This window comes from Christensenellaceae bacterium (genome assembly GCA_031260975.1).
Lineage (GTDB): Bacteria > Bacillota > Clostridia > Christensenellales > UBA1242 > JAISKJ01.
This window is the reverse complement of the sequence record JAISKJ010000001.1, coordinates 43,560-68,639: the sequence shown is the minus strand read 5'-3', so window position 1 is coordinate 68,639 and position 25,080 is coordinate 43,560. Positions and strand designations below refer to the sequence as shown.

At 40.6% G+C, this 25,080-nt stretch carries 14 protein-coding genes and 1 tRNA gene; 12 read left to right on the top strand and 3 right to left on the bottom strand.

Annotated features, from left to right (window positions below; genetic code table 11):
* The first annotated feature begins 444 nt into the window (after positions 1-444).
* Both LBN07_00290 and LBN07_00285 read left to right on the top strand, forming a co-directional pair.
* Positions 445-648 carry a helix-turn-helix domain-containing protein gene (locus LBN07_00290; GenBank protein MDR0849911.1) on the top strand — a complete coding sequence of 68 codons (204 nt, stop codon included), beginning with the start codon at positions 445-447 and terminating at the stop codon, positions 646-648.
* Positions 645-1,889 carry a site-specific integrase gene (locus LBN07_00285; GenBank protein ID MDR0849910.1) on the top strand — a complete coding sequence of 415 codons (1,245 nt, stop codon included), beginning with the start codon at positions 645-647 and terminating at the stop codon, positions 1,887-1,889. Before LBN07_00290 ends, LBN07_00285 begins: the two co-directional genes overlap by 4 nt.
* A gap of 127 nt (positions 1,890-2,016) precedes the next feature.
* Here the strand turns inward: LBN07_00285 and LBN07_00280 are convergent.
* A tRNA-Ser gene (locus LBN07_00280) sits at positions 2,017-2,107 on the bottom strand.
* A 440-nt stretch (positions 2,108-2,547) separates the two neighbouring features.
* On the opposite strand from LBN07_00280, the gene LBN07_00275 reads away from it, so the two are divergent.
* Together LBN07_00275 and LBN07_00270 are read left to right on the top strand one after the other, a co-directional pair.
* Positions 2,548-3,975 (top strand): VanW family protein, encoded by a 1,428-nt coding sequence (locus LBN07_00275; protein MDR0849909.1) that lies wholly within the window; start codon positions 2,548-2,550, stop codon positions 3,973-3,975.
* A 513-nt stretch (positions 3,976-4,488) separates the two neighbouring features.
* On the top strand, positions 4,489-5,439 hold the full coding sequence (locus tag LBN07_00270) for a DUF308 domain-containing protein (protein ID MDR0849908.1): 951 nt from the start codon (positions 4,489-4,491) through the stop codon (positions 5,437-5,439).
* Positions 5,440-5,475: 36 nt separating this feature from the next.
* On the opposite strand, the gene LBN07_00265 is transcribed toward LBN07_00270, so the two are convergent.
* A complete protein-coding gene (locus LBN07_00265) occupies positions 5,476-6,354 on the bottom strand; it encodes a hypothetical protein (protein ID MDR0849907.1) in 879 nt (292 codons plus the stop codon).
* A gap of 59 nt (positions 6,355-6,413) precedes the next feature.
* Positions 6,414-7,823, bottom strand: a complete 1,410-nt coding sequence (gene pyk / locus LBN07_00260; GenBank protein MDR0849906.1) for a pyruvate kinase — start codon at positions 7,821-7,823, stop codon at positions 6,414-6,416.
* A gap of 242 nt (positions 7,824-8,065) precedes the next feature.
* Here pyk and LBN07_00255 point away from each other — a divergent pair, with 242 nt between their 5' ends.
* The 8 genes from LBN07_00255 (at position 8,066) to LBN07_00220 (ending at position 25,080) form a co-directional block, all read left to right on the top strand.
* Positions 8,066-8,656 carry a TetR/AcrR family transcriptional regulator gene (locus LBN07_00255; GenBank protein MDR0849905.1) on the top strand — a complete coding sequence of 197 codons (591 nt, stop codon included), beginning with the start codon at positions 8,066-8,068 and terminating at the stop codon, positions 8,654-8,656.
* Positions 8,657-8,696: 40 nt separating this feature from the next.
* Positions 8,697-10,160 (top strand): bacterial Ig-like domain-containing protein, encoded by a 1,464-nt coding sequence (locus LBN07_00250; protein ID MDR0849904.1) that lies wholly within the window; start codon positions 8,697-8,699, stop codon positions 10,158-10,160.
* 30 nt (positions 10,161-10,190) lie between these two features.
* A complete protein-coding gene (locus tag LBN07_00245; protein ID MDR0849903.1) occupies positions 10,191-10,748 on the top strand; it encodes an AAA family ATPase in 558 nt (185 codons plus the stop codon).
* Positions 10,749-11,041: 293 nt separating this feature from the next.
* Complete coding sequence (locus LBN07_00240; protein ID MDR0849902.1) at positions 11,042-14,617, top strand: hypothetical protein; 3,576 nt, start codon at positions 11,042-11,044, stop codon at positions 14,615-14,617.
* Entirely contained in the window at positions 14,614-15,387 is a 774-nt protein-coding gene (locus LBN07_00235; GenBank protein MDR0849901.1) for a hypothetical protein, read from the top strand. Before LBN07_00240 ends, LBN07_00235 begins: the two co-directional genes overlap by 4 nt.
* 196 nt (positions 15,388-15,583) lie before the next feature.
* Complete coding sequence (locus LBN07_00230; GenBank protein ID MDR0849900.1) at positions 15,584-16,096, top strand: hypothetical protein; 513 nt, start codon at positions 15,584-15,586, stop codon at positions 16,094-16,096.
* Positions 16,097-16,316: 220 nt separating this feature from the next.
* Positions 16,317-17,567 (top strand): hypothetical protein, encoded by a 1,251-nt coding sequence (locus tag LBN07_00225; protein MDR0849899.1) that lies wholly within the window; start codon positions 16,317-16,319, stop codon positions 17,565-17,567.
* Between the two features lie 262 nt (positions 17,568-17,829).
* Positions 17,830-25,080, top strand: a complete 7,251-nt coding sequence (locus tag LBN07_00220; protein ID MDR0849898.1) for a hypothetical protein — start codon at positions 17,830-17,832, stop codon at positions 25,078-25,080.

Below are 25,080 nucleotides of genomic sequence, written 5' to 3'. Positions count from 1 at the left end.
AAAAACATGAAAAAGCGGGACACCTTTTGACAAAAAAATGTAGTTATATAGTAGAGGGGTATTTGTTTTTTAGAAAAGAAATTTCAATAGGACAACGAAATAAGTTCAAAAAAACATCGAGCTTTGTAAAAGTTTAAACCTAAAAATTATTACCCTCCAAACAGCGAATTAAAAATTCGCTGTTTATCTTTTCAAAAAAATAATTAAGGAGGAAAGAAAAACTATGGTATAGCTATGCATTTTATTCCAAGCAGGATAAGCATTTGGCTCAAAATCAGATTTTAAAGAGATAAATCTCTTTAAAATACTGATGTTCAGGGTGATTCATTCTGAACAACCCCCTGAACCAATTTTGAGCCACATTCCCAATACATCGCAAGTGGGACACCCACTTCTTTTTTATGCCCTAATAAAGCAAAATAAATAAAAGCGAGGTTAACTATTATGAGCATCATAAAACATGAAATATTTAATGAGTATCCGGATGTGCTTGATATGCAACAGTTTGCTGCCATGTTAAAGATAGGAAAAAACTATGCGTACAAACTTGTAAACAAAGGACTGATTTACTCAAAGAAAATAGGAAAGAAATATTTGATAGCCAAAACAGATGTTATTGAATATTTTTTTATGGGGGTTAAAAAATGAACGGATATTTGGCAGTAAAAAACGGCAAATATTATGCCGTCATTAAATACAAGGATTTAGAAGATAACACAAAACAAAAATGGATAGCTACCGGGCTTGATGAAAAAGGGAACAAAAGAAAAGCAGAAGACATGCTGCGCAAAGAACTTAACAATTTTGAAATCAAAAGTAAGAGAGAATCATCACCACTTGAAGACTTGATGTTTCATGAGTATCTGGATTTATGGTTAGATAACCTTCGCGGGAACTTACAGGCAACTACATACAACTCATACAAATTGCAAGTGGCACAGATTACGAAATATTTTAAACCCATTCAAATTAAGGTTGCAGACCTGCGACCATTTCACCTGCAAAAGTTCTACAAAGATATGCAGGATTTAGGCAAGTCCATACAGGTCTGTGAACATTTCCATGTCAATATACGAAAGTGCCTGCAATCTCTTGTAATCGGAGAAATTATTCCCTCTAATCCGGCAGATAAAATTGAACGCCCAAGAAGCCCGAAGTATAATTCAAAGTTTTACAACTACGAACAGTTAAAGGTATTATTTGAAGCCACCGAAAGAAATAGATATGACTATATCTACAAACTAACCGTAGCTTACGGACTCAGGCGAAGTGAAGTTTTAGGACTGCGTTGGAACGCCATCAATTTTCACACCAACGAAATTTTGATTGAGCATACTATTGTAGAAACTAAAATTGACGGCAAAAGAATTGAGCTCGCTAAGGACTCAACAAAAAACAATTCAAGTTATCGTTCCTATCCTCTATTGCCATTTATCAAAGAACTTCTGCTTAATGAAAAACAAAGACAAAATGAAAACAAAGAAAGATACAAGAATGCATACTCCAAAAAGTTTCAAGAATACATCTGTATAAATGACATGGGTGAGCGGCTAAAAGCCCAATACCTTTCCGATAATTTCCATAGGATTATTAAACACACAAGCTTACCTAGAATCCGCTTTCACGAACTGCGTCATAGTTGTGCAAGCCTACTGTTAGCATATAAAATCCCCATGAAGCAAATTCAGGAATGGCTTGGTCATAGTACCTACGAAACCACAGCAAATATTTATTCGCATCTGGATACCACCTCCAAAACCGAAACAGCAAAACAAGTTATGAAAATTTTCGAAGACAAAATTACCACTGATGAAGATAACGAAATAGCCCGTCTCGAAGCCGAACTTGTAGCATTAAAAGCAAAAAAGAACAAAAGCTTTGAAATGTAGAAAAATCTTTTCTACCAAAAATTTTGCATTTCTACCAATTTTTCTACCTCGGTTTTTTCTGTATAGTAACAATTCTAAATCAACATCTTGTGCCACTCAATAAAAAACCACAACATGTTGTGGTTCATGGCGGAGAGGGCGGGATTTGAACCCGCGCTACGGTTTCCCGTACTAATGCCTTAGCAGGGCATCCTCTTGAGCCTCTTGAGTACCTCTCCACATATTAAAGTTGCTTGGTTTCTGCGTTGACTTGTCATAATTGTCTATCTTGGAAATATTCGGATTTATTGACTATAGTGGCGAGTTGCCATTATCATTGGTTTTCCAGCGCGGTTTTAAAAAAGTTTGATAAGTCTCTTAGAATCAATAATAACAGTTTAACAAATTATGTCTGCTGTGTCAATGCTTTTGTCCAAATTGGTTGCATCAAAAAGAGCGGAAAAATTTGCAAAAGCTGTCAAAATGTTCTATAATTAAGTTAAATAAATCGTGGAATATATAATAAAGAGGGGTATTAGCTTTATTGTAAGTCAACTATAGAGGGTGATTTTTTCTTTCTGACAAAAAGAAAATTATTTTCACTGATCGGGGTTGTTCAAGGGAATTCCCCTGTATAATTTATTTTTAGGTTTTACATACTAACTTTAAGGAGTTTAGTATGAAAACGAGGATTATAGCAAGCATTTTGGTTGTGGCAGTGCTGGTGTTCGGCGCTATATTTTTGTTTGCCACGGACAAAAGCAGTTCTCAGGTGTTTAATGAAGGCACGACCGTAGGCGGAGTGGACATTGGCGGGCTTTCTAGAACGCAAGCTTATAACAAGCTTGATGAGTATGCTAAGGAGCTTGCAGGTGAGGCCACTTTAGACATAATATATAAAGACAAGGTGTGGCAGTTTAATGGTGCCAACTTCAGCACTAAGCACAATGCAAAGCAGTTGATTGACGATGTATATAGCAGGGAATTTGACGACAGCTTTTTTAGACGCCTTCAGGCAATCAGACAGCTTCGCGGTTTGGGGGCTGAGGATAAGTTTGTTTTAAATTATATATTTGACAACATTGAAGAAAAGATGGAGGCAATTCTTTCGGAAATTGAACAGGAAGAAGTGGAGAGCACTATTACATTTGACCCGAAACTGAAAGAGCCTTTTAAGATAACCAAAAGCCAGCCTGCTATAAAGGTGGACAAAGCCCAGCTTATTGATGATATTATAACAGGCTTGCAGCTCAGCCCGCATGTGGTGGTTTATGTAGTGGCCACTGAAATACAGCCTGAGCACAACGAAGAGTATTTTGAAAATGCAACGCGTAAGATATCAAGCTTCACTACCGACTACAGATCATCTATAACAGAGCGTAAAAATAACATTAAACTTGCCAGCAGTGCTTTGAGCGGACTGATGCTGGAACCTGATAAGACATATTCATTCAACCAGATTGTGGGCGTAAGAACAGGGGAAGCCGGTTATGCCGAGGCAAATATTATCACCGGCGGAAAATTTGAAAAGGGCGTGGGCGGCGGCGTGTGTCAGGTTTCTACTACACTGTATAATGCTCTGGTTCTTGCCGGCATAGATATTGTGGAGGTACACAAACATTCACTGCCTATAAGTTATGCGCCTCTTGCGCTTGATGCTATGGTGAGTTACAGTACTGCCGATCTCAAATTTAAAAACATCAGCAAATATCCCGCTTTTATAAAAGCCGAGAATGTTGACAACAAACTGACTTTTACTATTTTCGGAAACACTCTTGAAGAAGGACAGACAATTAAAACAAGCTCAAAAGTGATTAAAGAAATTCCGCACAACGGAGACAGTGTTGTGCTTGACCTTGAAGGGAAGTATGCTGATAGGATAATGTTTAAGGGTGAATATATAAGAGAAAGTTACCCAAAAGTGGGATATGAAGTTCAGAGCTATATTGCTTATTATGAAGAGGGGAAGCTTATAAAAGAAATTCCGCTGAGGCGTGAGAGCTATATGCCGCAATACGGCATAGTTTATGAAGGTGCTGATGAGCTTCCTCAAGGTATGACGTTGCCTAAAAGTGAAGTGAGCATAATCGGGCCAAAGAAGAGCTGAGGCTTGTTAAGTGAGAGCTTTTAACATATATTCAATATATTGTATAATTCTGGAGGAATTAGGGTTATGTTTTGTGCATTTGTGGAAAACAGAAAAAGTTATCCACCAATCCACAATGGTATAATTATTCATTATGATTTATAAATATTAAAATTGTTTATGTTTAATCATTTTCATGCATATATGGGTGGTTTTATACAAAAGTTATCCACTTATCCACAAAAAATCAAAAGTTGTCCACAATGGGTATGACAAAATGTTTGAGTTTCACAGATTTTGTGCACAAAAAATGAGGCCAACTGTGGATAAATAAGTTTTATCTTATAAAACCATTTTACATTTCAATATAAAGTTTTTATACGTTATTATCATTTATAAAAACTCAAAACTGTGCACCATTATGTGATAAGGAGGGGTAGGATTTTTAAAAGACTAGGTTTGACAAATTGTGTGCAATCGTTTGCAATAAACTTTATTTTGTAGTAAAATATATGAAAACAAAAGGAGAAAAGTATGAAGGTTGCAAATAAATTTAAACTTTTGCCGATTGGAAGCGCGCTGCTGCTGTTTGTTCTTGGTATAATAATGTCGGCAATTGCAGGGTTTGCCAATGAAATTACGCTGCTACTCGTTATGGGTCTTGGTGTGTTGGCTATTGGTGTGGCCCGTCTGCTTTATGGCTGGTTTGCGAGACATGAAAAGGATAGTATTCCAAACTTTGTATTGGGAGCGATGGATGCCGTTTGGGGCATAATTGCTCTGGCGCTGATAACTACTACCGGACTGTTTCCTCTGATATTTGGAATTTGGCTGCTTACTGCCGGAGTTGTAGAGCTTGCAATGTCTATTAAGTATGTAATAGAGCGCTCACCGTTTGCCGGAATTATGATTGACGGAGGCATAAACCTTATATTTGGTGTAATGCTGTTTGTTCAGAACTTTAACAACCAGACAGAGCTTTATCTGCTGACTGCGGCTTACTTGTTTGTAAACACATTTACAAGTTTGCTTGTGACGGTTCTTGCTTCAAGCGATGAACAGCACCAGATTGTGGATGCCGGTAAAGAAAAGGATGCTAAGTCCGCTGAGCAGGTTAAGGCAGCAGAAGCAGGCAAAGGCACCACACAGGTTATTATCATTAAGGATGACGCAAAGAAGAGAGCTGCTCCCAAGACTAAGGACGCAATGGATGAAGTTGCTGATATAGTTAAGGAAAAGGAAAAAAAGGAAGCTGCCAAAAAGAAAACAGCAGCTAAAAAAGCAAAGGCTAAAAAAGCTACATCTAAAGAAACTAAAGTTACGATGGCAGTTGGCGAGTTTGAAGTAGAGGTTAAAAAAGCACCTAAAAAGAAAACTTCTTCAACTACGGCTAAAAAGCCTGCGGCCAAAAAACCGGCTGCAAAAAAGGTCGCAACTCCAAAAACTATATTTGTAGTTGAGCCCAAGGATGAAAATAAAGAATAAAAATTAAAAACCACGACATAATCGTGGTTTTTTATATTAAATAAAAGCGGGTTCCGAAGGCTCTTGTTTTGTCTTTGCATTGTTTATTATTTTATTCATACTAATTTTTTCATAAAAATCAAAACCGTAACTTTTTAATAGGTCTATACCTTCACCAACTTCTTTTTTGGTGAATGGTTTGTCGCAATCAAGCAAGGCATTTGCCATTTTTTCTGCAATCATAAGGGCACTCTCTCTTGATTGCTCAAATTCATATGTCCCACGCTTTGCGCTCGGTCTATAACAAATAAGTCCAAAAACTTGTTTAATAAAAGTATAATTATTAAATTTATTTTCTTCAGGGTTCTTTTTATTCGTTAAATCTATAATGGTAAATCCGTCATTTGGGTCATAGAAGAAATTTGATTTTCTCTTAAAATCAATTTCTATTCCACTGTTAAGAATTGTCAACATATCGTTTATAAATTTTTTGTATTGTGGTAAGGTCGCGCCGGCCAATATTTCAAGTGAATTATTGCTTGCTGTTGTTAACCAAATTTCATCATGTACTGATGTTCGTCCGCAAGCGTTATCGAGCTGTATACCATTTGCTTTTTGTTGAATAATAAATGCTTTTCTTCCATAAACATCCAGCAGTTTATGTTTATTTAATTTGTTAGCATGTGGAATAAATGCCCCAAGTGTAGGACAAACATTTATACCATGTGCTTTTAAATCTAAAAGTTTATCATTCACATATTCAAATTCTTCATTAAACAAGTTGCTTACTAAAAGCACCTTATCATTATCAAAGTTGTTGTAGTAGCAAATCTTATCAATGCCCACTTTTGTCATGGGTCCACTAGGGTCAAGTTCTGATATAATTTTGTCAATTTCCTGTTGGCTGAGAACAGGAGAGTAATATCTTTTTTCCATATAGAGTATTATACTATCAAATGAACAGAAAATCAATACTTTATTGTTTTTTGACTGTCTTATTCAACTTCGGATATCTTTATCATATTGGTCGGACCCATGTGTACAGTGGGGGAGCCCGTAGTGATGATTATTACATCTCCCCGCTTGGCAAGTTTGAGGTCTTTTACCAGCTGATTGGCTGTTTCAAACATATTGTCAAATTTGATTTCAGCAGGCGTCAGAACCGGAAGTACTCCCCAGCTGAGAGACAGAGTGTTGTATACTTGGGGATTGTAGGTGACAGCAAGGATTGTGGCTGCGGGTCTAAATCGACTGAGGCGTTTAACCGTGCGGCCTGTTTGAGTGAAGCATACAATGACTTTTGCTTTCAGTGCCATTGCAGCAGCACAGGCCGAGTATGACACGGCATCAAGTGCGTTGTGATATTTAAAGTGGCCGACAAATGCTTCATCATAGTCTATGTTTTGTTCGGTAACATCTGCAATACTGCTCATGGTTTTGGCAGCTCCCACAGGATTTACTCCCACAGCGGTTTCACCTGACAGCATTGTAGCGCAGGTGCCGTCAAACACGGCTGCTGCCACGTCGGCAGCTTCGGCTCTGGTGGGCCTTGTTTTTTCGGTCATAGACTCCAGCATTTCGGTGGCTACAATAACAGGCTTGCCTTTAATGGTGCAGGAGTTAATGATATGTTTTTGAACTGACGGTATTTGTGCGATAGGTATTTCAGTTCCCATGTCGCCGCGTGCTATCATTATGCCGTGACTTTCATCAATAATTTCTTCAAGATTGTTTATGCCTTCTTCGCTTTCTATTTTGGATATGATTTCCATATCTCCGCCAAGGCTCGCAATATATTTTTTGACAACCCTTACGTCCTCAGCTCCGCCCACAAACGAGCATGCCACAAATTCCAAATTGTTTTGGGCAGCAAACTTTATGTGTTCTTTGTCGGTTTCACTAAGATAGGGCATATCAATCTTGGCTCTGGGGACAGCAAAGTTTTTATAGGAGGAAAGTTCTCCGCCTTCAACGACCTTACATATAATATCTGTTTTTGTGACTTCAATAATTTTAAACTCCAGAAGCCCGCTGTTTGCAAAAACCGACCCGCCGACCTTGGCGCCCTTAATTATGGGAGGAAAATTTATTGAAACCTCGTTTTGGTCACCATCAATCTGGCGTGAGGTGAAAGTAAATAAATCACCTCTTTTGAGGATAATCTTGTCGCAGCTGAAATGTCCTATTCTAATTTCAGGCCCTCGTGTGTCAAGCATAATGGCACACGGCACTCCAAGCTCGAGGCGTGCTTGCTTTACCATATCAATGGATTTTTGATGAGTGCTGAGATTTCCGTGACTCATGTTCAGTCTTGCCACATTCATACCGTTTTTAATAAGACCTAAAATTGTTTGATAGTCACTTGTGGCAGGTCCTAAAGTGCAGATTGTTTTTGTTTTTTTCATACTATTTTTTACTTCCTTTCAATATCAATATTCTAATATTTTTTTCAAAAAAAATCTACCTAATTTAAGTGTATTATAAGAAATTTATAAGCAGCTGTCATAATTCTTTATTTTTTGGCGTCCGAACGGTCGGATTTGACGTTTGGAGGAGCTCTTTTTATTCAATTTCCTTTACAAGCGCATAGATTATAGGCTATAATGTAGAATAATAAATATAATTATGAGCAAAAAGAGGGGTTTAAATGAAAAGAGAATTTGTATACAAAGAAGTGCTTGCGATGCTGAACGACGGAGCTGATTATCAGGCTGTTACGCTTAGCGAAGTGGCCCGAAGATGCGGAGTGGGAAAGAGCACACTTTATGATTATTTTAACAGCAAAGACGAAATGATTTACAACAGCTTTTTATATTATGTCAACCGTATGATAAAGTTTTTTTCGCAAGGCTTTAAGGTAACTACCTTTGACCAGAGTTTGAGGGTATATTTAAAGTCGCTTTGCGTTTGTATGAGCGCAAATTTCTGGATGGTTTTCCCTTGGACATTTGAAAGCTATTTAAAGTATCTTGGTGAGGCCGATGCAAATACTCTGAGCAAGCTTTTGCAAAAAAGCCAGAAGATGATGATATCGCTGCTTGAAAACATTTGTGAAGTGGGGCAGGAAGAAGAAAAGGTTGCCGAATTTGATGAGTATAAAATAAGATTTATTTTCTTTGGCATTGCGGGTGAAATCAGCAGTGTTTTGCAGGAAGAAGACTTTGACTTGAACAGTGACGAGGGCAAGGACTTTTTGGAGGACCTTGTGTTTACCGTTACTGAGCAGCTGGCATATTAATAAAAACTAAAGTAAAGAACTTCTAAAGAGGAGGTATAATTTGAAAACACAAGAGTTTGATGACGAGGAAATTTCTGCTGACAAAATCGAACAGGAAATAATGCAAAAAGAATATAAACCTAAATATAAGTCTAAGTTCAAGCTGCTCTATCTTCTGTTTTTGCTTTTGATTATACCTGCTGTTGTGCTGCCGATTGTTCTCACCGGAGGTGAACCTGACCCGGACCCCGACCCCGATCCAAACCCTGTAATAAGTGTGAGTGTAAGCGGCCTTAAGACTATGTATTTATTAAATGAGATGGTAGAGGAAGTTACTGTCACCGTTACAGTTGATGGTGAAGAGATTTTAGAGCCGATTGTTGGGGTAAACGGAGTGGACACTGCAACAACCGGACAGAAAATTTTTGTAGTAACGTATGAGCAGAAGGGTTATGAGTTTGACTATAGTGTAGTGGAGATTGATGAATATGACAAAACTGTGCTTTCACTGTCAACTAATATTCCTTCTCTGACGTTCTATCAAAACAAAAATGCCGTTGTGCCCGAATGGGCTGTGCTGACAGTTGTGTTGGAGGGGGGCACCGAGCTTGAGGTTAAGTTTACGAGTGACATTATTACTGTGCCTATGAGCACATTGACAGCTGGAAATTTTAATTTCAGATTGGAATATGGCGGTAGTAGTTTAAATATACCTTATCAAATACTTGCGGTTTTGGCTGTTGAGATAAATTTGACCCAAGACCAAAGCGGGAAGTATCCATTTAATATATACGCACTTGACGGTTCGCTGGACCTTAGCCGCGGCTCTTTGAGAGTTTTATATAACACAGGGCCTGAGGATATTGAAATAGTCCCGCTGAGTGACGCACGTATTAGCATAACCGGTTTTGACACAAGCGTTTTGGGTGACGATTTCAGCTGCTTTGTTCACTTCGGCGGACTTAGCATAGAACTGTTTTATAGAGTAATGGAAATTCAGATAACTTCAATAAGTGTTGATACTGCGTTTAAAACACAATACTTCTTAGGTGAAGTTTTAGACGTAATCGGCGGAAGATTTAGAGTGAATTATCAGGGCGGAACACATAAGATAATAGATATTACATCCGCTATGATAACAGGCTTTAACAGCGCCGCAACAGGAGACCGGCAACTGACAATAGAATATGGCAACAGTCTTGGTAGTATTGAGATATATGTTAACTATACTGTTGTGCTGAATGAATTTTTAAAGAGCATTTCGTATGGAGCAGTTCTTGTTGGTGATGATATGTTTATAGATGCCGAGTATGACGCTATTGACCTTACTGATTATTTTGAAGGGTATAATAATTATCTTTATGCGTTCACGGCGGATGCGGGCAACTTTGATGAAACGCCTGAAATATTTACAGGAAGTTTTTGGCAGCTTGACCAGATTGCAACGACTTATATATTTACGCTTGAAGTATTTGACGGGAGCAGCTTGCTTAAGACTTATACCATAACTGTTGAAAAGATTTAGTGATATGTCTACTATTTCAAAGGAGTAAATATGGGAAACAAAATTATTGCAATTGTGGGAATGTGCGGCAGTGGCAAAAGCGAGGTTGCCAAAGTGTTTAACAAACATGGGTTTTTAAATGTCTATTTTGGTGAGGCTACCTTTGACGAGATGAAAAGACAAAAACTTGAGCTAACGCCGGAAAACGAAAAGAAAATCCGCGAAAGCCTTCGGGCTGGCGGCGATAAGGCAATTTATGCAAAGTTGAGCCTTGATAAAATTGAAAAGGCATATAAGAGCGGTGATGTTACTCTTGAGAGTATGTATTCATGGGCCGAATATGAGTTTATAAAACAAAAATTCGGCGCTGATTTTGAAGCAGTGGCGGTGGTGACAGACAAGAGAATTAGATATAACAGGCTCACCGCACGTCCGGTCCGCCCTCTTACCTTGGAGCAGGCTGCAGCGCGGGATCAGAGTGAAATAGAAAACCTTGACAAGGCTGAGCCCATAGCTGTTGCTGATTATTTTGTTTTGAACAACGGAACGCAGGAGCAGTTGATAGAGCGTGTTGAAGAAATAATTGCAAAGATTAAATCAAAGAAATAAAGAGCTTAAGTCCGACAAAACTTCGAACAGTCAGACGGGCTTTTGTTTTTTGGATGAAACTCTACTAGAATGAGGAGATTTTGACTATTTTTGATTGACGAATATGTGGTTTTATGTGACCGACTTCGTAGTCGGCAGGGTATTTTTGCCGCAAACGCTCATAATAGTTTTATGGCAGTGTAATAAGTCTCAAAATAATGGCGGATTGTTTTGCTCAAAACCTTGTGAGTTTACTTGCCATAAACGGTGGGGTTTGGTATACTAAGTCAAACTAAACAAAGCAGGTTTCAAAAGTGAATATTCTTGCCAAAAACTTAGAGTTTCTAAGAGAAGTTGCCGGGCTAAGTATTGGGGCTTTGGTGGACGCTGCGGGAGTGTCTCTTGATGACTATCTGGAATGGGCGCGAGGCGATACGCTTCCTCAGGCAGAGCAGCTGAAGAAACTTACAGATTTTTATGAATTGGATATTAAAGAAGTGTTTTCTAAGACTTTTATAGAAGACTATGTTTTTGTGCACCCCGAGGCCACTTTTTTTGACCCTGACAGTAGTGAATATCAAGGAAGGCCCGATGAAGGATATTCTGATGAGGAAGTTTTTAGTGACGAAGAACTTGAAGAAGAATATGAGCCTGAAGAGGGATATGACGAAGAAGAACCAGAAACTGAAGAAGAGGAATATGAAGAGCCTTATGAAGAAGAGCTTGATGAAGAACCTGAGGAGGAGTATGTTCCAAGAGACATAATTAGGCGCAGCAGAAAGCCTGCCAGCAGATATTTGGATGCAGATGAAGAAGAAGAGCAAAAGCCTCCGCGTGTGCGGGTTCATGCCAAAGATGATGGTGAATATGTGGCAATCGAGAGAGAAATGTATGTGCCTATCGGACGCAGGAGCTCTAAGAAGACAAAAACTGAACCTAAACCCCAAAAGCGCGTGAGCAAAAAGCCCAAGAGCCGAGCCAGAGTGTCAAAAGTCCGCGATTCACAATCGCCGCTTTGGGAGCAGGTGGTAACAAATGAAAAAATCAGACGGGCAGTTTTGGAGGATGAGGAAAATACTGTTGTGCCTCAAAAGGCTGTCCGCAGCTTGGAAAATCGCACTTCTGCCAAGCGGGAATATGCGCCCGTCAAAGAGGATTATCAGGATGATGTGATATCCAGCGAGGACATAAGCCGCATAGGTATCAATGAATATGACATGACGGCATATGATATGCCTGATATGAACATAGACCCTGATCTATTTAAGCCTGAGCGCAAGCAGATAGATTATAATTCGGACACAGCACCGTCTAAGAGCGCACTTCCGTATGAAGATAAAAACCAAACGGGCTCTTTTGATGTTGACACCGGAGGCAGAACAGACCTTACTGCTGGGGGCGGTACTAGTCTTAGTGAATATTTTGACACAATGACGCCAAGTAGCGGCACTATAAGGGGTGACGCTATGCTTGCCGAAAACAAGGAAAGCGACTTTGACAAAATTTCGGCGCCGATACAGGAGCAGCTTAATTTTGTAGGTCCGCAGGTTCAAACGACTGAGCAGTTTATGTCTCAGCCTGTTCAGACCGAAATGCAGTCTATAGGTCAAGCAGAGGGTCAGCCTGCAAACGCCGAAGGTTGGACGGTTATATATCAGGATAACCGTGTGGTGCAAAGTGAAGAAGAGCTTAATACTCCCATTGTGGGGCAGCACAGCTTGTTTAATGAGGAACCTGTTGCGTTTGTTGATAAATCAACAGAAGAAGCAGGTGTATATCAGCCGGAAGTAACTCAGCCCGAGGCAGAGCCGCTTCAGACTGAAGTGCTCACGCAACCCAATAAGGAAGTTGCAAGCTATGACCTCAACAGTTTTGAGGGCCAGAGCCATGATGCTCAGGCAGCCGCAGCTGCAACTGCTGTAGCAGCAGGGTCGAATGGCAAGCCGCAGTATATAAAGAATATATATACAACAAATGACAATCCTATTGCTATTGCAACATGTCTTTCGGTTGTGCTGCTTCTGTCACTCTTTTTGCCGCTGGTTAGATCAGGTGGGCAGACCTTTATGGGATTTGCCTTGTTTGAGATTGATATAATAAGAGCAATTCTGGTAGTTGTGCTGGCTGTTATGGTTGTAGCATTTTTGATAGATATTTCGGTGATGCAATATAAGGTGCTTGCGGCACAAAACATTGTAGATAAACGTTTTGCTATGAATATAAGACGAAACAGCATTATATATGCAGTATTTTCATTAGCTCTGGTTGTGGCTTTGTTGGTCCTAAGCCTTGGTGACTTTGAGCTTGGTATGATTGTGCTTGGTGTTGTAGAATTCTTCTTTGCACTCTCATGTATTTTAATTGCGGTATTGACGAGGCGCGCCAAAGTAGGTTCAAAAAAGAGAGCAATCATAAGGCATAACAGCTATCAGATGGAAAACAACTACTCCAAAAATGCCTTGCTTATCACCTCGATTATAACCATAGTACTTTGGGTAGTTCTTGCACTGTTTGTTGCTATCGGAATTATTCAGACTATTAGCGGTCATAATGTTTTGCAGCAGATAGGTGTTGCAAGTGCTCAGCTTTGGTGGTTGGCCGAACTGTTTGCAGGTTTCGTGGCTATGCTTTTGGGGCATTATGTTTTGATAGTGTTGATGGGCATTGTAATACTCGGCATTTTGGGCCTGCAGATTTCTAATATCTTATTATATAAGAAGCTGGCCCGCGGGAGTTTTGATGAAAAGCCGCATACTGCCAAGGAACTTAGGCCGATAAGACGGCACGGCATAACAAATCTGGGCATAGGAGCCGGTTTATATATAGCGGCGTTTGCAACATTGCTGGGTCTTATATTCGGTGACTATCAAAACACATGGTTTGCCCATGAGTATGGTGTGCTTATAATATTGACTGTTGTCGGTGCACTTGCTGCCTATAAGCTTACTATATATATAAGACTGTATAAATGTTTTGAGCCAACGGACGGCGGTGAAGAGGATCCGCGGCTGTGGCTGTCGTTTGACAAGGAGGGTAACCTGCACGGAACTCACGGAGCGTCAGGCCCCGAAGCGTTGAATAAAATTTTGGAAGAAAACAAAACCAAACAAAGCTTTACGCAGGCGCGTGAGGATTTAGCCCGCAGCCGTGAGGCTGCAGTTGGCGATGCAGCAGTTCAAGAAACGTCGCAAACAGATATTGATGATAATTTTAACGCGTATGTAGGGCCGGCTGAACTGCCCCGGCAGACTGAGGAGTGGCAGCCGCAACAAACATGGGAGCCGCAAACACAGAATTTTGTGCAGCCTCAACAACCAATGGAAAATGCGGAAACTGAATATTGGCCGCAGGAAGAAGCTCAGGCTCAAGTGACGGCACAGTCTGGAACTCAGGATAATGAAGAGACAGTTGTTTTGGGCGGCGGAAGTGTTGCCACTGAAACTCAGGATATTGGTGCGGCAGAAGATAGTCTGGAAGCACCGAAGGAAAACAAAGCAGAAGATTTAAACAATGCCGCAGTTTTGGAAACAGCATCAACACAATCGGAAACAACTTTGACACAGGTTGAAGACAGTAAAAAAGCGGAGGAATTGCCCGCTGAAACAGAAAGCAATAAAAAAGCTGAAGCAAAAAAGAAAAAGCCCGCTAAACCCAAAGAGCCCAAAGAAGATAAGAAAGCCGAAACCAAGAGTGAGGCTGAACCCAAAAAGGTCAAAGAAAAGGCGGCAAAAGTTTCAAAATCAAAAGAGGCTGAGCAGAGCGCGGCTGAGGTCATAAAAGAAGTTATAGAAGAAGAGACAGCTGAAAAAGACACCATAGATGATATTCTTGACAGGATAGAAAAGGAGATTAACAGCAAAGGTAAACCAAACAAGGGAGGCGGCAAATGAAAAAGCAGAAAGAAGAGCGGCCACTTAAGCCCATAGTGTTGGATGCATACAAAAACACAATTCTTACTATGGTTGCGGTTGTATTGATTTTAGCCATACTTATCCCGTTTGTGGTATTTTCGCTAAACCGTCTTAATAAAGACATAGCTCTTGAAGGAGAAGCTGCAAGAGAGGCCTATCAGAGTATACTTGAAGATTATAGCACTCAAAAATATCAAAGCGCCAAAATAGAGTATAGTAATCTTGGCGCCACATGGCATCGCGAACAGTTTAATTTTGCCGGAGGGCAGCTAACAAGCAGGATTGTGTTTGAAAATGCTACCTTTGAGGATACAGAGGGTTTTGCTGAGCAATATAAAACTGTTTATCGTAAAATCACCGAAAGTGACCAGCAAACGATCATAGACAGCGGCATTGATTTGTCGCAGGGATTTGCCCATTATCTGCTGACTACTACTGACTGCATAAAAGAGGAGTATCTTTTGTCGGGCGCAAGTATTTATCAGCTGCAGTCAAGCGATGTTGACACTACAAATGCTTTAGGCATAAGCTTTTCAACTCTGGGCGGTATTCTTGCCCTAAAGACCGGCAGCTCTGAAATTGTATCTCTTGCCGGCGAAATTGATTATAACTTGTTTGGTTTGGGTTATAGATATGTGACGGCAAACTTCACCGACCAAGGTGACAATGTAATTACGTTTGAAGGAAATGCAATTACTCTTACGCTCAGCGGCGGGGATGTTTATAATTTCAGTTTTAGATCAAGATAAAATAAAATATAAGAATCACCGGATCACAATCCGGTGGTTTTTAAGGATAATTATTCAAAAACTGCGTAAAATACTCTTAAAGATGCAAAAAATCTTTTAAAATTGCATTTTTTGTTTGACATGGTGTATAAAAATGTTATATGCTATACACATGATTTATGCATAAAAAATGCATAACAAAAAAAGGAGAACAAATATGAAAAGACTTAGTATCTTCAGTGTAATGGCAGTCTTGTTGGTAGCAGCCTTCGCATTTAGTGCTTGCAGTAGTGTATCAATTCCAGGTTGGGCGAAAAATCCGCCCGAAACAGCAACAGAGATGGTGGAGGTTTTAATTGACAACGGATATGAAAATGCAACATTGTCTGACAACACAATCACCGGCACAAAAACTGTAGACGAAAAAGACTACATGGTAACCGTTATGTGCTTTGACACCAAAGAAGAAGCTGGAATGACATTCTTTATGGTAAGAGGAATGCTTCAGGGAATGGTTGATTATGCAAAATGGGCGGATTTGGACGAGGAAGATGCCGACTATGAACAGATGCAAACGATTAAGAAATTAAATTTTTCGTTTGGTTCAGACAACATTACTGTTTCAGGTACTGTTGAGGAAAAAGATATGAGTACTTTTGTTCAATTATCCGGCAATTTCATAATTATTGAAGGATATGGAGATATGAGTGCTATAGGCGGCATTGTATAATAAAAAGATTTGGTAAATAAGAAAAAAGGGCAGTAGCCCTTTTTTTGTTTGGCATATTTATGCACAATAATGTATAAAAAATAAAGAATATGCAAAATCTCTTTGACTTTTAAAATAAACTTTGGTAGTATGAAAGAGTAGGTCACACTTTAAGTATAAAATCATTTACTTCAAAAATTTTATACTTAAAGTGTGACCCTAAAGAGAGAGGAAAAGGGCGATGATTACGGCAGGACAGCTTAATAATTTTTGGAAGGTACGGGACACCGTTCAAGGTATTTGCTGTGAGCTTGAGAGTATTGCCGTGGATGAAAAGCTGGAAAAGAGCGCCGCTGAGGGAGTACTCAGTGACTATGAGTATGTAAAAAACCTTATTAATGAGATTGCAAAGACAGGCTATTTTGACAAGAAAGCAGATGAAACCAAAAGGGTTGAAAAGCTTGTGAATGATATTATCAGCGTTGAAAGCAAAAACGCCGAGCTTATAAAAAACATATGGAAAAAAGATATAACCGATATTAAAAAATTTAGAAACGGTGATTTTAAGCTTTGTATCAAACCGATTTTTGCAGGAACTATAGGTGAGGTTATATCTAAGCTTGCCGAAGCCTATAATTTAAGGCCAAACTTCATAACCTCTGTGCTTGTCAGCAACAGCAATATTACGCTGACTGACCCGCGCGATATTACTTGTGCCATCAGTGATGTTCCGCCGTATGGGTTTGTTTATGGTATAGACAAAAACTTTGTTGCGGCAACCGACAGTCTGGGGGTTGTCAGCATCAAAAAGTCTGAAGAAATTTCTGACGGCGATTTTATAACAGCAAACAAGGGCGAAGAATATCTGTTTGTAAATGGGCTTGCCACCAGACTTAAAACGCCCAAGCAGATTATCAGAAACAACAGCTCAAAGAGATTTACGCAAAATTATAACACCGTGGTTTTGGACGGAGAAACCACAAGACCCGTTGCGGTATTCTATTATGGGTTTGGTCTGCTTCAAACGAGCAGACTGAGAAAGGTTTTAGAGCCCGTTGCTCAGAGGCTGGGGCTTCCGGTTGTTGAAGTAGATATGCATCAGTTTTATAAATCAAACGGCAAATTTGTAAGCAACACGGCACTTTTGCGCAGTTTATTTAATAGGTTTGTCAGGCTTCTTATGGCAGATTTAAGTGATTTTGCCGGCACAGATATTTGGTCGGAAGTGCGAAAATTGGTGGGGTGTAACACAAACCTTCGGCTTAATTTTGTGTATAAATACTTTTTGACGCTCAAAAAACACCTGAGCGAGAATAATGAGCTTAGTGCTGATGAATTCAGAGAGTTTGCCGCAAAAGCAATAGTTAAGAGCGTTTTGAAGCACAACAAGCTTATGCAGGAGCGCGAAAAAGCCAACGGCGGGCCGCTTATATATCCGAATGAGGACACTCCGGTGGCAGTACCGATTGCATTCAGCACTGCTGACATCTGAAATATTTTAGTATGACAGTTTGCTGCCTGTAGTATAGTTCAGAGACATATATACCAGCCCCCTGTTAATAAGAAGAAAACGGGGCTTCAGTTGCTTGCATATATATAGAAAAAAAGACGGTGATGGCCGTCTTTTTATTGCCTTTTTAATTTGACTTGCAGGCACTATATTATATATAATTATATTGTATATAGTTATATGGCATTTTATCGTTTTATAATAACGGGTAGGCAACTTGCTCATACTACACAAAGGAGGAGTTATGGCAGTAAAATTAAGCGCCAAAAAAGTTCTTAAGGTTGTGGGAATTGTGGCTGCTTGCGTTGTAGGTGCGTTTGCCTTGATTTTTGGCGGAGTGTTGTTGTTTGGCAACAATAAACCGGTTGTAGCTCCGCACGATTTGAGTTTTACGACAAGCAGCGGCACAATCATAACAGGCGGGTTTGACTTGCTTGTTATTACAACTACGGCGGATGTGACTGAAACCAAAATTATGCTCAGGGTAGACAAGCCTGAGGTTTTGCAGGTGCCGCCTACGGCGGAAGTTGGCAGGCACTTTCAGGTTTTTGCAACCAAAGACCAAAACGGGAATAACCACGGCGGAGTGGCCCGAATTACGGCCTATACCGAGAATCAGCTTGTGCAATCTCAGGAATTGGTAATTTATGTGGACACTACTGCCAATGAGTTAGGGTTTGATGATTTTGACAACAATATCTTTTCTCTCAACTCATGGGTGAATTTTGACGGCTTTTTTAACAGTCGCATTGAAGTGCTTCCGTCAAACGCGCGAAACCCCGGTCATTTAGATGTAGGAGTTAGTCCCTTTGACCGAAACAAAACGATATACTATTTTTTGCTTGAAGACAACGCAGGAAGCATGCTTCTTAACACAGGTAGCAATGTGGCAGGGTTTAGCATCAACGGCCAACCTTGGATAAATGCCATAAACAGCACGCAGGTGACAAGCAATACAGTTTTGCAGGTGCGCGATGAACAGAGATATTTTTATGTTCAGGCCTGTATGTTTAAAAACTTTAAGGATAACGATTATTACAGCACTTATTCAAATGCTGATATTTTTGGTCTTTTAAGAGAGCGTTCAACTGACCTTTTTGTAATGACTTCCATCGAAGAATTTGCGGTTCAGGATGTGAGAGTTGACGACCTTGAAGCAACAGGCAGTGTTTTGCCGCTTTACCTTTATGAAGAAACGGATTTTCTGGCTTATATCTCCGACAACTCTTTGCCAAACTTTGGTCTCAGGCTCATTCCTGTTGACAACAACTATGACGCAAGTGTGCTAGATAAGTTTTTGGGCGGAGTGACAATCACCGAGCAGGATACCACATATCTTAACATAACCAAAGTTGCGGGCACCTCGGGGACAGGCACCAAGTGGCGTGTGGAACCGATTAATTTTGATGCGGCTATGCTGAGCCCCGTTGGACTTAACGTGACGCTTAAGGCAAGCTTTACTACCTTTGAAGGGACGCTTATTGAAAAGACTATAACTGTGAACATAAAACCCAGACTGCCGGGCATAGACATAGTGAATATAAACTATAAGGGCATGAATAACTTTGTGATTGACGGCAGCAAGGATATAACCCAAAACCCCGAGCAGCTGTCGTTGGGTGGCTCTCAGGCCGGTCAGAAGTATGTAACTATTCAGGATGACGGCAGCGGAATTATTACATTCTCAAATCTTATGTTCTATCTAAATCCGGCTGACATTGACTATATTCCGTCAGCTGCAGGGACATATAAAACTACGTTTGACTTTGTTAAGACCGACGGCATCGGCCCTCAGGTTATGCAGGGCGGTGTTGGCTTTGCTAATGTTTCGTGGCATTATATTAACACTGACAACACAACCGGCGGCGTAATCGGAACGAGTGCGCTGGTAGGGGCGAGCGGACGTATTAGGGCAGTGTGTGAGGGGCTGACCAACCCCAGCAATGTAAGTATTACATTTACATGGGCTGACAGTGCAAGCAACCTTACCGATTGGGTTAAGGCACAATATGGCAATGACATTACCATAACCACTTCGGGCGGACAGTCTTCAGTTGCCGACAGCGTTAACCATGTTTTGGGTAACCCCGAAATTATGCGCAACGTTAAGTTCTATGAGGGCGTCGGTGTTGCACCATCAATAGTATATAATACTTACCCCTACCTTAAGGTTAAGGATAAAGACTTTGTAAACACCAACAGATGGATTACGCTGTATGTTCCAAACGAACAGTTTAACAGCTCAACAGGACTGATTGATGCTACCGATGCTACTTTCAGTGCAAAGGGTTACGGTGAGTTTAGGGTTTATGCTGTGATTGTGGCAACAACCAGACAGGGTGCCAACATAAGAGACATAAACGGTGATTATATTCAATATAAGTCAGCCGAAACGAGTGTAGTGGTGACTAACAAGATTGATCAGCTTAATATTTATTTGACCGACGGAGCAGGTGTCAAGCTTGATCAGATTGACAGCGGCGCAGGAGATCCTACGGTATATCTGCCTCTTACGGTAGCTGAGAGTGAAACATATTATCTGGTGCTGTCGGTTGAAAATACAAGTACTCCGATTGGTCTTTTGACACAAATGGTTGGAACGGGTTTTATGAGCCTGAACGTAAGCTATAGTTCGGCTTATGGAATTTTGCAAAACGGCGGCAAGTTAAGCCTTGACATTAACAGCTGGACAGAGGTTTATGACAACGGAAATCCTGCCACGGGTACTCTGATAGGATATAGCTATAAAATTGATATAGGAGATATTGACACCATTGAATATAACAACGGTAACACTACAACTTCTGTTCCGGCGATATTTAAAATTGCAGTAGGTGCTCAGTATGGAAGTGAATATACAGCTATTAAAGATTATTTTATGACCGTTGAGGATAGAGTTATAAAAGCAGCGGTGCTGGACTTTTATAACGGCAGTGTGTCTGAGGGCAGCAGTTCAAAGAGCATTTGGGCTGCCAATATGAACTCAGGCGGCAGCATTGTGTGGAATTTAGCGGTTGAAGGCTTACCCACAACATTCAATGGAACTGTTGTGGACCTAACGGCTCTTGAACACAGGTTTTATAGCGAGCTTGGCGGAAGCGTTGTGGATGGTATGACCCCGATATTTGAACTGAATGTTGATACCTCGATAGCTAATGTGATTTTTGACGGCAGCAGATATATTCTGGTGATAGGCAATGTTCCTTATAACGTAAACGGATATGAAATTGTTGTTACTGTGAGGCCCGCCAGCGGAAACGGACGATTTGTGTATACCGGAACAACTACTTATTCATGGCAGGTTTACACTGAGGCTGTGGCTTCATATACTTTCACGGTTTACGGCTTTGAGATAACCGCTTCTGAAACAGATACAGCAACAGAATATGTCGGGTCAGAAAGCGCTGTGGTGAACCTGTTTAACCGAATAAACTTTAATATTACAGCCGCCAATGGCACACCTGTTATGATGAACAATGTTGTTCAGGGCGGGTATAGCAACGTAACACTCAGCAGACTTATCAACTTAAGCATATCAGGTGGCGGAGTGTTTGCGCTGGATGGAAATCTTATGATAGAAGTTCTGCAGGATATCCCATCTAACACAACTGTGGTTGTGGGATTAAAAATAGGGCTCAGCAGCTTCAGTATTGCTTATCACAATATACTCTTTACAACACCTTTCAGCCTTGACATAGATGGGGCTTATCAGCATGAAGCGGACGGAGTATTTACCGGCAAGGCCGTGATTGACGCGCCCGACCTTGGCGGAATTGACCTTAATACAGTATTTGAAATGTTTAACGGACTTACCGGTGTTAGTCCTAGCGAGATTACCTATCAGCTTGACGCAGGAAGTCTTACTGCTGCAGGGCTTATTGATATACAGCAGCTTATAGATGTGCAGGAGCTTATAGATGTCGGAATTATTAATGCGCTAAGTCTTGTTAATAAGGGCGTTATCAGTTCTACAACTGTTACGGCGCAAACTCTTATTAATAAGGGGCTTACCACTCAGCAGCGCCTTATTGACGAAGGCTTCCTTATTGCCGGCAGCATAAATCTGCAAACTCTCATAAATGTGCAGACCCTTTTTGATATCGGAGTTATTGGTGCACAGAATCTTGTTGATGCAGGCGTTGTTGCTGCCTTATCTGTCAGTGCACAAAATCTCATTAGTGCAGGGTTTAATAACCTGCAAGGCCTTGTTGATGCAGGTTTTGTGGGGCTTGTTAAAATCGTATATAACAGCGGTGACCCTATGCTTTTGATAAACAACTTTACGGGAACTAACGAGATAAAGATTTATGTCAGGACTGTTATTGCAGAAGTTAACCTTGGCGGCGGGGCCGTGCTGAGCGCAAAAGAAGTCAGCTTGCCATGCGTCATAGTTTTAAATAACCTGTGGAGTGAACAAGATATAACTCTTTTGAGTAACTCTGACATAGCAATTACGGGCGACGGAGTTTATAATACGCTTGATATTGACCTTCACGGACAGAGCGCAAGGCTTAGTTATATAAACGTATCAAAACAGGGCACTTATGCCGGTAGGGTGGATTATACTACAACCGGCAACATTTTGAAGGTGAGAGGCTTTGAAGCTACTGAAGAATATCAAGTGACGCTTGTTGTAACTCTTCACTTTGTTGACGGGGCTGAAGTAATAATTACCAAAGTTATAACCGTTGAGCCAAATCTTGATACCTTTTGGTTTTTAGACGATGAGATGGGGCTTGGAGACCAAACAAGATTGCTTAACCCCCTCATCATAACCCAGACCTACGGATTTGACACTTTGGGCCATGACGATTTGCTTGCTGATTATATTGAAAAGGCAATTTTGTATGCTGACCTTAGCGGAACTAACCCGTTTGAGGTTGACCGAACGGGCACCAACCTTGGTCCGGGCGACGCTCAAATTAATTTGAGCGGAGACAACTATACGCTTGCTATAAACTATGCCTCAATTCTGTTGGCAAATCCCAACGTAAACTACATTATTTTGCCGGTGCTTATTCATGTTCCGGTTTATGACGCGGCTGAGGTAAAGTATGTGATAACTTATACTATAGAAATGAAAGTTGTTTTGAATTCGGTTTGGGGCAGCGGGGACGTGACGATTAACCAAAGCGCAAGTGTTACACTGCCAAGCGACAACACATGGTATAGTCTGGATAGCTTTAATGGCAAGCACGGTCAGACAGTTGTTGGTGTTGTTGTAAACAGCATAACGGGAGTTGATGCTGACAGAGTGCAGCATAGAGTTGTTAACAACATAATTCAGTTAAAAGCTTATGAAATGACTGTTTCGTTCAGTGTTGACGTTAATATGACTATATACTTTACGGGCGGCGGAGCTGCTGATATAACCAAGACTATTACGTTTGCGCCCATTGAGTTTATTCTTGAGAATAATCTTGGAGTTCAAAGCAACGGGCCGGACTTGTTGCAGGTTGTGTTAAATGACATAAATTCCTATCTTCAGTCTCAGCAAAACAGATATGCGATATATCTAGATTCTACGGGTGACCATGACCCGAGTGTAGACTTTGACAATGATGGAACCACTGACAACGACATTCAGCATGTTACGTTTGAGCTTGACCCAATAAATAATACCTCTGCGATTTTGAGCAATGTGTCAATTGTTCACAACGACAACAGCACACCCTATGACGACAGTGACGACACATACACTCTAACTGTTACAAACCTAGTTGCTCTTCAAACGGCTTTTTCGGGGTCAGACTATACAATAGCGCTGGTGCTGATGACGGTATTTATCTCTTATGACCTTGACGGCGACGGAGTTGATGAAATTTTTATAGAAACTTATACGCTTAATGTAACAATAGTTTTGAGTTCAAATTTCTATGACCCGCCGGTTTATATGAGTGTGCAGAATATTGACAGCACCACCACTGATTTTATGGAAATTCAAACGGGGACGAGCACGGGCATGGCGGTATTTGTGGACGGTATAGAAGTTTATAACGGCCCCAAAACAAGTTTGGATTTGACACAGTATTTGTGGGCCGACGGCACCTATCAAGTGAGGGTTATTGTTTATAATGACGCACTTGACATAGGCGGACATCACACAGAACTTGATAAGATTTTTGACCAGACTGAGATTTATATGTTTTCTATGACCGACGTTCAGCATTTTGTGCGGGCCAAGTATGTTATGAATGGTGAGATTAAAGACTATTATATAGAAGATGAACAAGAACTTGAACTGCTTATTCACCATGCTATTTTATATCAAAAGACAACACTGAGATTTTATCTTGCAAACCCATGGTCGGGCGGCACGCTCAATAACACAATAGTAAACATTTTCAGAAGCAGCTATCCCGAGTATGACGGACTGACTTATTCACTTACAGTTAACACTACAGGCATAAGCCGGGTATATATAGTAACCGGATTTGTATATTATCTTGACAAAGACAGGATAATTACTACGGCGGGGATTGAAGATTATTATTTGGGGATAAGCCCCAAACCTGCTTGGTATAGCGGGTTGGATGCATGGAAAGACACACACTTTCAGGCTACTAAAGTAACAACGTTTAATGCGGGCTATGAGACGGCATTGCCCACCAGCAGAGTCTTTGCAATTGACAGCGTAACTCCTGTGTTGCCGGTTTATAACACCGAGCAACTATTTATGGCAGTGCAGTATGGCACAAGACCAAATATTGAGGCGGGGAGCGTTGCCGAAGCTGTATACCAGAACGCAAGGATTGTACTTGAACAGATTAACAACAGTAACAGTCTGACTGATTATGAAAAGACGCTTAATATATATAGATATTTGGTCAACAGAGTGAGTTATGACATTGTGCTGTATGGCTTTATGCAGAGCATAGGAAACTTCACAGTTAGTTCATGGGGAAACTTCAGTGTGTTTTATCTTGAAAGTATATTCCTTGACCTAGACAGTCAGATTGCGGTTTGTGACGGAATTGCCAAGGCGTTTGTGCTACTTTGCCGTATTGAAGGTATATACGCCACCAAGGTAAACGGAACAGCAAGCGGTGGCAATCATGCATGGAATGAAGTTGGGATAGGCGGCAACTATTATTGGGTGGATGCAACATGGGGTGTTATCAGAGACAACGGAGGCAGTACTGCAATTGCAAATCACGCATACTTCTTATCTAACGATACCGAAATGACGCTGCACACTGCAACATATAAGATAGGAAACAATACCACGATAAGTCACAACTATTATGCAAACTATACAGGGCAGGTGGGGCTTGATCACTATATTGAAAGCAAGGTTGAGCTTACTGCATTGATTAATGCTTATGCAGCGCTTCCAAACTTTAACTTAATCAGCGGCATAGAAATACGCCTAAGCTCAGCGGTTACATTTGATTCAAGTTTGTTCTCTAATGTTTCGGGGCTTATTGCAAGCCGCTTTATGCATACTCTGAACGATGTTAACAAACGTATAACATATATAGAATTCAGCCATTAA